At 71.4% G+C, this 1,624-nt stretch carries 1 protein-coding gene and 1 pseudogene; both read left to right on the top strand.

Annotation, left to right across the window (positions count from 1 at the left end):
- Positions 1–293: pseudogene (locus AB0G02_RS39200) on the top strand (ABC transporter permease); the annotation flags it as partial.
- 30 nt (positions 294–323) lie between these two features.
- Positions 324–1,514, top strand: a complete 1,191-nt coding sequence (locus AB0G02_RS39205; RefSeq protein WP_360805279.1) for a substrate-binding domain-containing protein — start codon at positions 324–326, stop codon at positions 1,512–1,514.
- Positions 1,515–1,624: the final 110 nt, after the last annotated feature.

Genomic DNA, 1,624 nt, shown 5'->3' on the forward strand with positions numbered 1-1,624 from the left:
GGTTCGCCGGGGTGTCCGCCCAGGTCGGTCAGGGCTTGGAGTTCCGGGCGATCACCGCGGTCGTGCTCGGCGGTGTCGTGCTCGGGGGTGGTCGCGGCTCGGTGGTCGCCGCGGCCGCGGGCGCGCTGTCGTTGGAGGCGCTGTTCTCGCTGCTGAACCTGCTCGGCGTCTCGGGCGCGCTCGAATCCGCCGTCCAGGGCGTGATCATCATCGCGGCGGTCGCCTACGCCGCCCGCGGCACCGGTCGGAGGTGGACGCCGCGGTCCCGCGAACCCGTCCCGACCACCTCCTGAACCGCGCCGAAGAAGCCGAGGAGTAGCACGATGAACAGGAAATGGTCCGCCGTCGCCCTCGTGGGCGCACTGGCGATGACCGGGTGCTCCAGCGACCTGCCCACCCAGGGCACCGGCACCACGACCACTTCCGGCACGGCCGCGGCCGAGTCCGAGTTCTTCGACCGGGCCGAGTACGAGCGGCAGGTGGCGCTCCGCACCGCGAAGCCGGTCGGCCTGGACGGCGACGGCTCGGCGTCCGGGCCCTGGGAGCAGGTGCTCGACCCGAAGATGGTCGACACCGCCCGGTACGCCAAGCCCGGCGGCGGTCACCACCTGTGCTTCTCCAACGCCTCGGTGGACAACCCGTGGCGGCAGGTCGGCTGGAAGACGATGCAGGAGGAGGTGCGGCTGCACCCGGAGATCGCGAAGTTCACCGTCCTGGACGCCGAGGCCAAGGACGACAAGCAGATCAGCGACCTCCAGTCGTTCGCCTCGCAGGGGTGCAGCGCGCTGATCGTGTCACCGAACACCACCGCCACGCTGACCCCGGCCGTCGAAGCGGCGTGCGGCACCGGTGTGCCGGTGATCGTGTTCGACCGCGGCGTCGACTCCGACTGCCCGGTCACGTTCATCCACCCGATCGGCGGGTTCGCGTTCGGCGCGGACGGCGCGGAGTTCCTCAAGGAGAAGGTCAAGGCCGGCGGCAAGGTGCTGGCGCTGCGCATCCTGCCCGGCGTGGACGTGCTGGAGCAGCGGTGGGCCGCGGCGAACGAGATCTTCGCCGGCAGCGGGCTGGACGTCGTCGGCGTCGAGTTCACCGACGGTGACGCGGCCAAGACCAAGACCATCGTCGGGGACTACCTCCAGCGCGAGGGCGCCATCGACGGCGTGTGGATGGACTCCGGCGCGACCGCCGTCGCCGCGGTCGAGGCGTTCCAGGACGCGGGCGTGCCGATCCCGCCGTTCGTGGGCGAGGACCAGCAGGACTTCCTGCGCACGTGGGTCGCGGAGAAGATGACGGCGGTCGCGCCCACCTACCCCACGTTCCAGTGGCGCACACCGGTCATCGCCGCGCTGCGCGTGCTGGAGGGCAAGCAGGTCCCGCGGGAGTGGGTGCTGCCCCAGCCGAAGGTGACCCAGGACAACATCCGGGACTTCATCAAGGAGGACATGCCGCCGCTGCACTACGCCATGTGCGGCTGCGAGTCGATGCCGGGCTATCCCGCGCCCTGGAAGTAGTCGTCCGGCGCCGCGGACGACCGTCCGCGACGCCGAACCCGCGATCGGAGGGGAATACCCATGGCTGGTGAGCCCACCGGGCTCTGGCTGATCGGCGCGCGCGGCTCCGT

The sequence above is a fragment of the Actinosynnema sp. NPDC023658 genome (assembly GCF_040639995.1).
GTDB lineage: Bacteria > Actinomycetota > Actinomycetes > Mycobacteriales > Pseudonocardiaceae > Actinosynnema.